At 39.0% G+C, this 12165-nt stretch carries 13 protein-coding genes and 1 pseudogene; 2 read left to right on the top strand and 12 right to left on the bottom strand.

The genetic code is table 11. From position 1 onward, the window contains the following. A partial coding sequence (locus ACK4HU_RS19130) for a hypothetical protein (protein ID WP_409809332.1) occupies positions 1 to 202 on the top strand: 202 nt, incomplete at its 5' end. A gap of 119 nt (positions 203 to 321) precedes the next feature. Here ACK4HU_RS19130 and ACK4HU_RS19135 read toward each other — a convergent pair. The 9 genes from ACK4HU_RS19135 to ACK4HU_RS19175 all read right to left on the bottom strand — a co-directional run bounded on the left by ACK4HU_RS19135 (position 322) and on the right by ACK4HU_RS19175 (position 8592). Beyond that, on the bottom strand, positions 322 to 1224 hold the full coding sequence (locus ACK4HU_RS19135; RefSeq protein ID WP_409809333.1) for an NAD-dependent epimerase/dehydratase family protein: 903 nt from the start codon (positions 1222 to 1224) through the stop codon (positions 322 to 324). Between the two features lie 54 nt (positions 1225 to 1278). Continuing rightward, entirely contained in the window at positions 1279 to 1689 is a 411-nt protein-coding gene (locus ACK4HU_RS19140; RefSeq protein WP_409809334.1) for a type II toxin-antitoxin system VapC family toxin, read from the bottom strand. Then, a complete protein-coding gene (locus ACK4HU_RS19145; protein WP_409809335.1) occupies positions 1686 to 1925 on the bottom strand; it encodes a DUF6364 family protein in 240 nt (79 codons plus the stop codon). Before ACK4HU_RS19145 ends, ACK4HU_RS19140 begins: the two co-directional genes overlap by 4 nt. A 93-nt stretch (positions 1926 to 2018) precedes the next feature. After that, on the bottom strand, positions 2019 to 2303 hold the full coding sequence (locus tag ACK4HU_RS19150) for a nuclear transport factor 2 family protein (RefSeq protein WP_409809336.1): 285 nt from the start codon (positions 2301 to 2303) through the stop codon (positions 2019 to 2021). A gap of 439 nt (positions 2304 to 2742) precedes the next feature. After that, positions 2743 to 3504: a hypothetical protein gene (locus tag ACK4HU_RS19155; protein ID WP_409809337.1), complete on the bottom strand. Its 762-nt coding sequence runs from the start codon at positions 3502 to 3504 to the stop codon at positions 2743 to 2745. A 152-nt stretch (positions 3505 to 3656) separates the two neighbouring features. Then, on the bottom strand, positions 3657 to 4130 hold the full coding sequence (locus tag ACK4HU_RS19160) for a YybH family protein (RefSeq protein ID WP_409809338.1): 474 nt from the start codon (positions 4128 to 4130) through the stop codon (positions 3657 to 3659). A gap of 48 nt (positions 4131 to 4178) precedes the next feature. Beyond that, entirely contained in the window at positions 4179 to 4739 is a 561-nt protein-coding gene (locus tag ACK4HU_RS19165) for a hypothetical protein (protein WP_409809339.1), read from the bottom strand. 129 nt (positions 4740 to 4868) lie between these two features. After that, positions 4869 to 5501, bottom strand: a complete 633-nt coding sequence (locus ACK4HU_RS19170) for a response regulator transcription factor (protein ID WP_409809340.1) — start codon at positions 5499 to 5501, stop codon at positions 4869 to 4871. Between the two features lie 52 nt (positions 5502 to 5553). Then, positions 5554 to 8592 carry a two-component regulator propeller domain-containing protein gene (locus ACK4HU_RS19175; RefSeq protein ID WP_409809341.1) on the bottom strand — a complete coding sequence of 1013 codons (3039 nt, stop codon included), beginning with the start codon at positions 8590 to 8592 and terminating at the stop codon, positions 5554 to 5556. A 214-nt stretch (positions 8593 to 8806) separates the two neighbouring features. Between ACK4HU_RS19175 and ACK4HU_RS19180 the strand changes: the two are divergent. After that, positions 8807 to 8968: pseudogene (locus tag ACK4HU_RS19180) on the top strand (PfkB family carbohydrate kinase); the annotation flags it as partial. Positions 8969 to 9005: 37 nt separating this feature from the next. On the opposite strand, the gene ACK4HU_RS19185 reads toward ACK4HU_RS19180, so the two are convergent. The 3 genes from ACK4HU_RS19185 to ACK4HU_RS19195 form a co-directional block, all read right to left on the bottom strand. Further along, positions 9006 to 9524 (bottom strand): hypothetical protein, encoded by a 519-nt coding sequence (locus tag ACK4HU_RS19185; protein WP_409809342.1) that lies wholly within the window; start codon positions 9522 to 9524, stop codon positions 9006 to 9008. Between the two features lie 152 nt (positions 9525 to 9676). Next, positions 9677 to 11368 carry a potassium channel family protein gene (locus ACK4HU_RS19190; RefSeq protein WP_409809343.1) on the bottom strand — a complete coding sequence of 564 codons (1692 nt, stop codon included), beginning with the start codon at positions 11366 to 11368 and terminating at the stop codon, positions 9677 to 9679. A 98-nt stretch (positions 11369 to 11466) separates the two neighbouring features. Then, positions 11467 to 11919, bottom strand: coding sequence for a nuclear transport factor 2 family protein (locus ACK4HU_RS19195; RefSeq protein WP_409809344.1), 453 nt, complete (start codon positions 11917 to 11919; stop codon positions 11467 to 11469). Between the last annotated feature and the right edge of the window lie 246 nt (positions 11920 to 12165).

A 12165-nucleotide genomic window follows, 5' to 3' on the forward strand; every position in this document is an offset into this window, starting at 1 on the left:
ATGGGGCGCAGCCGCATATTCCTCCCCTCCCTTTAACAACATTAAATCCGGTGGCCGAGCGAAGTCGAGGCCATTTTTGATCTACTGGCAAAGTCGCGTAAAATCATATAATGGAAAAAGATTCCCAAAATCAATTCCTTTAGTAATGAAAATCACCCGAACCTTATTTACAGAATTAATTTTATCGGGGTTTCACACATGAATTCCCTCCAGCTTCAGCTGGATGTTTAAAAAAAAAACTCGTTCTTTCGGCTTTAGCCAAAACGGCTGGATTTGGGCCACAAATTTTGTGTCTTCGAGATCAAAATATGAAAGGAGACGTCACTCCCCCTTCACATACTTCCTCCAGTTATGCTCCTCTTTGAATCCAAGAACTTCACGGATTTTAAGATTGGAAAATAGGGCTTCGTGTTCTTCCAAGTCACGTTTGATAGGCACTCCGGGGAAAAATCGTTCAGCCAGCTCTTTACTTGGGATAATCGCTCCATTATGGTCATTTCCGGCATTAAAAATCTGGAATCCTAAGCCATCTTTTTGCAAGCATAAATCTACGATCTGTCCCAAATCTCGTGCATCGATATAGCAGAAGGCATTCCTGCGACGCACTTCAGGATTTTTGAAATAGTTGGGGAAAAGTTCGGCGTATTCATGCGGTTCGATCACATTTCCGATACGAAGCGCATAAATATCTGCTCCAGATCGTCGCTGAAAAGCCCGAGCAGTTTTTTCATTCACCACCTTGGATAAGCCATAGCTGTCCATTGGATCGACATCGTATTCTTCATCGAGTGGGAGGTAGTTTGGATTTGTTTTTCCGTCGGAAAAGCAGATTCCGTACGTTGTCTCCGAGGAGGCGATGATGATCTTTTTAATTCCAAGTTTGACAGCTGCTTCGATTACATTATAAGTGCCGATGGCATTGACGCGGAAGGTTTCATTGTCAGGATTGATCAGAATTCTGGCGACCGCCGCGAAATGAACGACCGCATCAAACTTAGGCACACCCGTTCCAGGCTCCAACTCATCAAACCCGGCATAGGAACTCATGGCATTGAACATCTGACCTGAATCGGTGATGTCAGCAATCAGATTGTCTAAGCCAGGGTGATTTAGAGGGACTAAATCCACATTCATCACTCGATGTCCTTGATTAAGTAAATAAGGGATCACGTGCTTGCCTGCTTTTCCTGAGCCTCCGGTGAAGAGTATTCGTTTTTTGGTCATGGGTTCATTTGGTTGTAGTGATGTTTAATAAATCTCTCAAGGATAAAAATCAAATCATTTTGTCAAGAATTCCTCCGCAGTCATTACAGGAATCCTGGATGATTTAAAATCTTTTTTGTTCCTGGAAATGATTACATCTGCCTGATTTTCTAAAGCAACAAAATATTGTAGTCCATCCTCAAAATTCTCAAAATCAGATGCTAGAGCTAGTTCAATGCATTTGTCATCAATTGAGAGGATACTGACCAAAATTTTAAACTTACTTAGATATTTTTTTGCATTTACTTCCTTGTGATGTCTTACAATGGAATAATAGGCATTGGCAAAAGTCAGAGCTGAAATATAAAGCTCAACCTCCTTGTGATCACCGATGGTAAACAAACCTTGGGCAGCACGATAAAATGGATCTCGTTTGGCCAAGAGATCAATCACAATATTGGTGTCAATAAAAATTCGCTCCATCATCGGTATTTTTCATCGATGTATTCGCGATAATCTTTCTTCTCATCGTATTCACTTGGGATTATGCCTGTTAGGCTTTCCACCAATGGGCTAATAGGAGATTTTTTCTTAGAAACACGTGTCAATGAGCTCAAATAGTTTTCGATCAATTTAGACAAACTTGTTTGATGACTTTTGGCGTAGGACTTTGCTTCCTCGATTATTTCCTTGTTGAGATTTAATGTGAGTTTGGTGCTCATAAAGAAATTGATTACGTGTAAAAATAATATTTTTCTACGTGAAACAAGATTTGGCAGATGAATTCAGGCTTGAAATTCTTGATTGCCCGGTGTTTATTCTTCAATCCCGATTACATTGGCATGTCTCGCCTGAACTTGCCATTGCCCTTCAATTTCCCGCCAAATATTGGTGTATCTGCGCTTCACTGTCTTGCCAGCCATAGGAGCATTTCCGATAGGTTTCACAGTTTCTTCACCCATCACGATGACTATACCCTCCATCACCCGGATTGCTTCCGGCTGACATGTAAATTCGCTGTAGTGTATGATGCCTTGTTTCATTCGCTCAAAAACTGCATATCTTCTTTCAAGAACAGAATTAGACGGATTATTAACCATGAAATCCGGTGCCTACAACTTAAAAAGGGTTTCGTAGTCCCGAGATAGAATTGTGCTCAATTCTTGTTGTTCCAAATTCCTAATTTTTTCCATTGTAGCATCACTAGTCTGCGCAAATAGAAGGGAGTGGGTAAAAAAACAAAAGACAAAGAATGAAGAGTGGAAGTTTGTCATTCTAAAAAATCAGAATCTATCCTATTGATCTTTTGTGCTGTAAATTTTTAGGGCAGTCAATTCCTTTTGATTTTTTGGGAAAAAATTGCCTTAAGATTCTGAGAGGATTAAGTTTTATCTAAGTCACAGAGTTTCAATCCGGACTTAGGCAGGCACACTTATCTAAATAGTAAAGATCCTGGCTCCTGAAGAGTATCCTATTTTTTAAAAAAAAATCCGAATGGGTATCAATACCCACTCGGATAAAAAAATAGTCATTGAAAAATCAAAGAATTGCATTTTGGATCCTGACCCCTAAGATAAGTTGGTTAAACTTCGTGTCCTTGGCATCTGATGGGGTAAAAGTATCTTCTCCAAGGGCGCTCTGTCCAGTGTATTGAAAATATATCCAAGACCTACCTTTTTCACCTATTGGATATTCTAACCGCGCACTAAGGTAATTTGTACGTTTTGCGGTTCCATTGTCATACCACATCATAAATATGGCTCTCTTATCTGCTATTTCTTTGGATAAAGCATATTCTGCACGGATTACCAGTGGTCTACTGTAATACAGGAGTGGGCCATCGACATTGGGAAAAGTATATTCTCCTACTTTCACAGCTCTCCACCTGAAATCTAGCCCGGCCAATAAAGCCCATTTGGGATTCCTATATCCTGGCAATAGCAGATACCCCATATTTGCTACATAACTAAAGCGGCTTTCACTTTCACCTTTTGAAGGCAGTTCACGTGGTTCATTATTCATTCTTCCAAAACTAAGGTCCAGATAAAAAGCATCGTGGAAGGTAAATGACTTTTCTTTGTTCCACACATAGGATAATAATTTTACCTCATTGGAGAGATGTATGCCATAGGCTGATTGGGCTAGGCTGTCTTTTTCTCTCAAACTGAATTGGGTGGCTCCCAAGCTTACCCTCAAAATCCCTCTCACCTCAGAATCTGAAAGTATAATATAGTCTTGACTGTATAGATTCTGAGAGCCGACCAACATTAAAATAAGGATTGCAATAAAGCGATACTTCATAATGGGAATTAGGTTGTAGGGTGTTTCTTAAAAAATGGGATGTATTCGCTTATTTGCCCGAATCCTAATTATGAGGGATTTGTATGAAATAAATCCACCTAGCCGCCTTTTATCAGGCGTTTCAGGATAATATGGTTAAAGCTGAGTTGATTTTATGGGTTTAGATTCCCCATATGCAGCAATTCTACTTTCCAAGAATTGTCATCCTGTTTTTTCCAAAGGGTAGTGAAATTTCCCTGTGAATTACCAACAATAGAATCGTTGTTTACAACATCTAATGAATAGGTACCTGTGTAATAAGCCATATCAGCAGTAACTCCGGAAGAAATTTTATCGGTCTTGAAATTATCCATTTTAGGCATTTGATTTATGACCCATTTTTCCATTATGGAATCTCTGCCCGTAACAATCCAATCACCTTCCATTACTACAGTTGTTTCAGTAAACATACTCGCTATCGAAGCCGAGTCTTTATTGTTCCAACCTTCATTCCAGTTGTCTGTTAAGGAGTCCACAGATACAAGTGCTGGTTCTAAGGTCGATGTATCCTCTTTACTTTCGGGAGTTGTACAGGATAAAACCACCAAACAAGTCAAGGCGAAACAAAATATTTTGTTTAAGTACATGTTGATTTAAAGTTTGAGTATGTTTTTAATAGTAAGGGTGAATCCCAATTAAATAATCGGGAGAGATTTATTATAGGTAAGAATAAGTTTTGGTTGTGTTTTTCTTTGCTTTTTTTGTTTAGCATGTTGCTTTAGTTTTCCTTGACTTCTCCATTCGGATTTTGATTTCCCCGCTAATGCTGCGGGAACATCTATGTATCTTGGATTTGCTGTTTTATTATTATTGGTCACACCATCAATGATGTGTCCTACAATTGGAGCAAAAATTAAATTTCCCCAGAAAATTGCCCCAAGTCTTTTTGGTTCTACCTCTATTTTGGCTGATTGGCCAAGGTCGCTTGAATGCAACGATAAATCCCCCTTATTTTTATAGGGAATTTTTACAGCGGCAGTGTAATAATCTCTTGTAACATTTGCCAGTGAACTCGATGCAAATAAATCCGAAGTTATAATTTGATCTTCCCCGCCAAATGTGACTTCTAAATCACTTGGGGAATCGATCAGGTAAACGGGTCGCTTGCCATCGGTGAGTGCACCTGCGATGGTTCCACAGCTTGTGATTGCAATGGATATTGCAAGGATAAGGATTGAAGTGATGGGAATTTTCATATTTAGTTTTTAGAATTTTGAAATGAACCAGCCATTTTTGGGCTTTCTGGTTTGCACTTCAAAACTCAGGATTGTTCCATCACTAAAAAATGTGAAAAAAGTAGTAATCTTTAGGTTTTAGGCTAGACCTTAGCGAAATCCAGTCTTTCGCAGAGCCTCATTTCTATTTCCAACATGCAGTTTTTCATAAATATTTCTGATGTGGGTACGTACTGTGTCCACAGAAATGAACAATTTCTCAGCAATATCCTTATAGCTAAATCCCTTTGACAGCCAGTGTAATACCTCTTTTTCCCTTGCTGATAATTTATCACTGAGATTTTCGTGGTTAATTTCTTGCTGGAATGCATTGACCACCTTTCTGGCAATTTGATTGCTCATTGGACTGCCCCCCTTCCTGAGATCTCTGAGCGCTTCAATCAATTTATATGCTTCGGTTGTTTTCAGAATATAACCGGTTGCTCCGGCTTTGAGTGCTTTGAATACTTTGTCCGCATCATCAAATGCGCTCAGAATCATGATTTGTATATCTGGTCTCAAAGGTTTAAGCCATTCAATCACTTCAATTCCTGATTTTCCAGGCAGCTGTATGTCCGCTAATACCAATTCAACCTTATCGCCAAGCCCTTTTTCAAAATATTGGATAGCTTCCTCCCCAGATCCAAAACTAGCCAATAGATCAAATTCCCCCGAACCTGCTATCAAGGCAGACAGGTAATTGCGGATTTTTTCATCATCCTCTATTATTACAATTGGGGTCATATTTCCAAATTAAGGAATATTTTAGAAGATAAAATGTATGATATAAGTAGTATTAGGTTTCTAATAAAAGACAAAATTTCACTTTGGTCCCTATTACCATAGGCTCCCAAGCAATAGTTCCACCAATGTCCTCCATCCTTTTTATCATGTTCAAAATACCGTTGTTTCCGGACTTCTTTACCATATGGATCATTCCCTTTCCATTGTCAGTGACTGAGAAGCAAAAGTTGGTGTTGTCATCAATCTCGAGTTCAAGCTTGATCGACGAGGCATTTGAATGTTTAATAGCATTGTTCAATGCTTCTCTGCTTACTAAATAGAGATTTCTTCGTTGTAAATTACTGAGCTTGATATCAGGAATTTCATCCGGAAATTCTATCTCCAGATTTATGGCCAAAGAATCGAAATAATTACAGGATTGTTCTCTTATGTAGGCAAGAAGATTTTCTAACGAATCATTTTGAGAATTTAAAGCCCAGATGATTTCACTTATGTTCGTTAGTAGCGTCCTAGCCGAATAGGAAATAAACTGAATATCCTTCTTTAATTCCAGAAAGGGTTTGGATTGAATAAGCATAAGTTCGCTTAGCAAGGCAATATGGGTGATTCCACTGCCGATTTCATCATGCATATCAGCACTGATCCTATTTCTTTCGGCATCTATGGCTATTTGCTTCTCCAATGCCCTGAATATTTTCTCGGCTTTTAATTGGGAAATTTTATAAGTGATCAATACAATTCCGATTAAAAAAAGGACAATTACGAAAAACATAAATTCCGTTTTTTCCCAAAAAGGAGGATTGATAATCAAATAAATCTTTTCTTCCGCACTTCGGATTCCACTTGAATTAAATGCAATTAATTTTAAGGTATAGTTCCCCGGTGAAAGATTGGAATATCGGGCAGATCTGTTTTCGGTGGTTATCCAATTTTCATCCCATCCCTCCAGTATATATTGAAAATGGCTGGCTTCAGGTCTGGTGAAATCCAAAGCAGCAAATTGAAAGTTAAAATCATTATGGTCGTGATTGACCCTTATGATGGGATTATTGACAAAAGCCTCATCTTTCAAAAATACCTGTTCATTGATATCAATTTTTGGAATTGCTGCAACGGGTCTGCCGAGTTCTTGTTTTGGAGATTCAGGGTCAAACCAATTGAATCCCTTTATTCCCCCAAAATAAAACAATCCAGTAGGACCTTTATAAAAAGCCTGCGTATTGAATTCATTGCTCTGTAAACCATCATGAAATGAATAATTCTCAAATAAATTCTCCTTTCGATTCAAAAAACTTAAACCCTTATTGGAACTGATCCACAGATTTCCATTAGAATCTTGAAGAGAACCGTAAACGTAATTATTTCCTAAGCCATTATCTTCATCCCAAATTTGGTGAGCTTTGCTAACCGTGTTGAAATGAACAAGTCCTATTCCTGTGCCTAACCACAAATAATCTTTATCTTCTATATCTAGTGTTACGCTTCGCAAATCAATTCCTTCCAGATATGAGTTAGTGAATTCGTAGCCATCATTCTTTGACTGAAAATTATACAATCCCCCACCAGGAATTGCTGTAAAAATGGAATGATCAGGCATTTCTACGACATCTGTAGTAAATGAATTGAGAGCTGCCGTGTTTTTAAAATATTGACCCTGATATTTGCCATTACTTTTTTTGACTATTTTGATCAATCCGATCGTAGTCGCCACTAATAAATCTCCATTATCGAGAGGAAGAATTTTGTGGACCAAGTTATTGATCAAAGGATAGAGTGGTGGGAGATCTTTAATCGGAATGGTTTCAAATGAATTGTCGGCCTCGTTGAAAATAGAAACACCTCCACTGCTTCCTATCCACATACTTCCTTCCCGATCTTTGACAATAGCACCCACCATATTCCCGGGAATACTTTTAGAGTTATTTTTTTCGTACTGATATGAGGATAATTTCTTGGTTTCAGGATTAAGGATATTCAATCCATTTGATTGGGTACCAAACCATATTCTCCCCTCATCGTCTTCATACAGACATTTTGTAAAATAATCGCTGAGTATGGGGTAATCACCTTCAGATAGGGGGAATAGATTAAACTTAGGCTGTTTCAAATCTAATTTAGCCGCACCTCCTCCGTCCATGCCTATCCACAGATTTTCATTACTATCTAAAAAAAGACAGGTAGTCAGATTGAAGGGCAAAGAGTTTATTTTTGAATTATCGTGTTTAAACTCACTGAAAATCCCTTTTTCCTCCTCATAAGAAAATATGCCCTTTCCCTGAGTGGACATCCACAGTCTGCCATAGTTATCCCGGACTGCATCATATGAAGAAAAGGATATTTTTTCTCCTTCAATTTTTTTTCTAATGGTTTTGGTTGAATTATCCTTCGTGCTTATATAGATGAGTTTCTCTTCATAAGCATTGATAATGAAGTCATCCTCAAAAAAAATAGCCTGAGGAGAATCGTTGGTTAATTGGACAGTATATTTCTTCGATTTTTGATTAAATACTAAGTAAGGATCTTGGTTTTTGCCAAACCTTATCCAAATATTACCACCAAGATCAGCATTTACATAAGAATGCACCCCAATCGGGAAATCTATCGGTTCTGGTAAAGGGTACCTTTTAATTTTATCATCAAGAATAATGTATTCGAAAATGCCATGGAGGGGATTGAATATCCAGATGTGATCATTTTCATCGAGATACACAGAACTGAAGGTAGAGTTTTCATAAATTTCTCTTTTAAAATCTCTGATTCTTTCCACGGTTTCTGAGTAAAAATTCCACTTGTAGATGCCGCTTTCATTACAAAACCAGATGTTGCCTACTTTATCTTCCAGTAGCTTTCCTCTGACAAAGTTATTTACAATATCCTGATCGTGTTTGGCTTTATACTTAAAAACGATGAGTCTGCTTCCATCATATCTGCATAGGCCATCTGCCGTTCCAAACCACATATAGCCGCGGAGATCTTGCGTGATGCTGTAGACTGAATTGTGGGGCAGACCTTCGGTGACACTTATATTTTCAAAGCGGGGGGTAAGTATTTGAGAATTCGAAAAATAGGCGGAGAATAATGAGAAAGCCACCAAAAGGCATTTTTTCAATTTAGTCTGGGGATGTCATCAAAAATAGTTAATTAACTGACATAAGCTCATGTATTCAATTCCAAATGCAAGGTGTTATGGTTGCAACTCACACTGGCTAATGGTAGAATTGCAAATAGACCAAAAATTAAGAGATCAGATTTAGCGATTGTTAAAATGCTTTGGCCTAAATAGCGGTAAATCAATAGAGCCCAAAATGGATAAAAACGGAAAGATTGTAGTTATCGGAAGCACCAATACAGATATGGTAATAGTATCTGATCATTTCCCAGTTCCGGGAGAGACGATATTGAGTGGGGAATTTTTCATGAATCCTGGCGGAAAAGGAGCAAATCAAGCGGTTGACGCAGCCAAATTGCATTAGGTCATAAAACTTGAGGCAATGGATGCCCTAATTAGAATGCGTATCCGAAGGAAATTTGTGGCCAAAATGGGAAAAACGACTTTCTGTCAAATATCGGGGTAATTCCGGCACGGAATGAGAATCCTCCATTCAGTGGCTCTAGTCTATAGCCTAAACTCATCGTGCCGATAAAAGCAGATCCACTTTCCCGTGAGTCCACAGGCCCAAAGTTAGAGAAAGCGGAAGCAGTGAGTAGAGTGGCACCTGCACCCACTTCAAAGTAGTGTTTGTCCCGGCCAAATAAATAGTTGACAAGAAAAGGAAAGGTAGTCAGCCTGTCTCCATTGATAGCCATGTGTCCTATGCCTGCACGTCCTCCCAAACCTTTTACACTATTGCTGAATCGAGTGTCATAATTCAGTGAATAAATCAAACCGTTTCCTAGAACTTCTAGGTACACTGTTTGACTTCTTGATCTTTGCTCATCCTGAGCCATGGAGTTTGTTGTAACTAGGAATAGGGATAATATAAATACTGTGAGAAGTTGGTGGATAGTTTTTGAGATTTTCATTTATTAGTTGGTTTAGAAAAATGATTGATTTCTTGGGTAGATGGAAAATCTGATACTTGAGTTGCATTGGGGAGCAAATAATTTAGTGTGCTAAACAGAAATCTGTTGATCCTGTGAGTTTTAGATTTAGATATAATGGAAAAATTTACTCCCTAATTCGTTTCATAAATCTGAAAAAACTGATTTTCAGCTTCAACAGTACCAATCAGAATAATTTCCGCATCCTTTGGCAGGACCATCGATGGATGTGGGTTGATAATCATTTCATCCCCATTTTTTATCGCAATAATGGTACAACCCGTTTCTTTTCGGATGGAGGTTTCTTGGATTTGCTTTCCAATGAGCAGTCTTGGGATTTTTACTTTGATCAGGTCAAGTCCCTCCGCTACCATCAGGATATCACTTCTTTGGAGCAAATTCAGGATTGTATTTGCTCCGAGAGAAGCATAGGAAATCACAAAATCAGCACCAGCTCGATGCATATTTCCTAAGCTTCTCTCCGAAGTTGCTCGGGTTATAATCTGTATATCAGGTCGGATTAATCTGCAGTAAATGGTAAGGTAGACATTCACATCGTCATCATGGGTGGTGATAATCACACAGGGTGAATCCATAATCCCGGCCTTTTGTAAAACTTCCCTATCTGAGGCATCCCCAACAATGGAGTCTTTGATATTTTTCACCCGCGCAGGATCCTTGTCTACAATCCTATAATCCAAATTACGTCCTGAAAAAGCTCTTGCAGTAGCCCTACCAACCCTGCCTGCTCCCAAAATCAAAACTGGAGCTTTTAACTCTCTCTTTACGCCAAATGTATTGTTGTATAATTCGATCTCCTGTTCGGACCCTGCCAAAACCAATACAGTGCTCTGAGAAATGAGTGTATCCGGTCTCGCATTTTGGAAGTTTCCCCGTTCCCATATTCCTACCACACTGACTCCGACTTTTTGACGTAAGGCAGTGTCTTTTAATGAAAGTCCAACTAAGGAGGATCCGGTCACAAGGGCCTCAGCAATTTGCAAATCTCCGAAACGCCCAACTACATGTGCACAGGCATCACCTGCATTGGCTCTTCTCGACAGAATAATGCCCATCGTCTCTCCCAATTGGAGGACATTATTGCTTCCCGCCAATCCAAGAATATCCACGGCCTCTTCAGTATTTGCAGTAGAAATTATAGTTACATCCTTGTTGATTCCCCTTACTGTAAATGCTACATTGGTATTGAGTACATCGGATTCGGTGGTTGCTACCAAAGCAGCTTTTTCTACCCTTGCATTCCGGTAAGTCTGTGGATCTACCAAATCTCCCAACATTACATTTACTCCCAATTCTTTTAACCGCAGACCTTCAGCCAGATCATTTACTAAAACATAGTATTGGTATTTAAATCGGTCCAGCTTTTTAATTAGTGCTTCCGTCACTGGCCCATATCTAGTTAAAATAACGTGGCCTTGTGTGTTTTTTGGCAGTTCTCTGGGGACTCGGGCTTGTTCCTGCGCTTTTATCCATGGAGAATAAAAGAAATTGATGAAGGTAAAAGGGAATAAAACCAGCAAGAATAACATCCCTGAAAGCAAGACCACAATAGAAAACAACCGTCCTAAATCGCTATTGAAAGTGATATCCCCAAAACCAAGCGTGGACATCACTGTAAGTGTCCAATAGAATCCCGTCAGCCAAGAAAAGGACTGTCCTTCTCGAAGCATCAAAAGATGAAAAATCACGGAAAAAATCGTGATCATGCCCAGGAGGATCAATAGGAAATTAAACAATAGCCGTAGGTTTTTTCGGTCTGGTTTACTTTGTAAAAAAAGTGTCATCTGGGAGGTGAGAAACTTCATTCTATTTTTAGGTTCTTTGTAGACTCGGATTAATCTGAAATAAATTAACGGAATAATTTAGTCTTTTGGGCAATTGACCAAATCTAAAGAGTCGGAATTTAGTCAGCCCCAATCACATTGGCGTGTCTTGCCTGCACTTGCCATCTTCCATCTATTTCTCGCCAAAAATTCGTGTATCTCCGCCTTAAGGTCTTTCCGGTCATCGGAGCAACACCTTTGGGTTTGACTGTTTCTTCACCCATGACAATGACCATACCCTCCATTATCAAGATTTCTTCAATCTCACGTCTGTACTCGCTGTAGTGGATGATTCCTTGATTCATTCGCTCAAAAACCTCACTTCTGCTTTTCAAAACCGTATTTGCGGGATTATTTACCATAAAATCGGGAGCCCATAAGTTGGTAAGTTTTTCATAATCCATGGCAAGAATAGCACTGACTTCGGCTTGTTCCAAGTTTTTGATCTCAGTTTCCAAAGCCTCCTTAGTCTGAGCAAGTAGGAGGGAATTGCTAAGCGAAATAGTAAATAAGAAAAATAGAAGGTTTTTCATACATCAATTCGGTCTAATTCAGTAGGATTTGAGGCTTAGGTTTAGGATAGACCGAAATTACCATATCACTTTGAGTCCGTATTCTCGATACCGTTTATTTTTTCATCATCATTGACGACTGCACCACCAACAGCATAAACCAAGCAGTCAACAATATGCCATGAATTGCATAAATTAGTGGAAGCTGGTCAAGTTTCCATCGTTCCGGCTGTCTGAAAAATGGCTTTAAATAAAAAGTACAGGTGA

The organism is Algoriphagus sp. (genome assembly GCF_046296635.1).
Classification (GTDB): domain Bacteria; phylum Bacteroidota; class Bacteroidia; order Cytophagales; family Cyclobacteriaceae; genus Algoriphagus.